Source organism: Halioglobus sp. HI00S01, from assembly GCF_001635445.1.
Taxonomy (GTDB): domain Bacteria; phylum Pseudomonadota; class Gammaproteobacteria; order Pseudomonadales; family Halieaceae; genus Halioglobus; species Halioglobus japonicus.
Genome location: NZ_LWEE01000235.1, coordinates 1 through 210, shown reverse-complemented (window position 1 = coordinate 210; position 210 = coordinate 1). Strand labels below are relative to the sequence as shown.

Below are 210 nucleotides of genomic sequence, written 5' to 3'. Positions count from 1 at the left end.
TCGAAGCCAAAGATCATGTGGAGCTCGGTGAAGCACTGGGCGAGATGGACTTTGAGACGGCGGGCAAAATCACCGGCTCACGTTTCAACGTGATGTACGGCAATGTCGCCCGCATGCATCGCGCGCTCATTCAGTTCATGCTCAACCTGCACACCGGCGAGCATGGTTATAGCGAGATCTACGTCCCCTACATTGTGAATCGCGATTCCC

General features: G+C 55.2%; 1 pseudogene. It reads left to right on the top strand.

From position 1 onward, the window contains the following. Nucleotides 1–210: pseudogene (locus A3709_RS17350) on the top strand (serine--tRNA ligase); the annotation flags it as partial.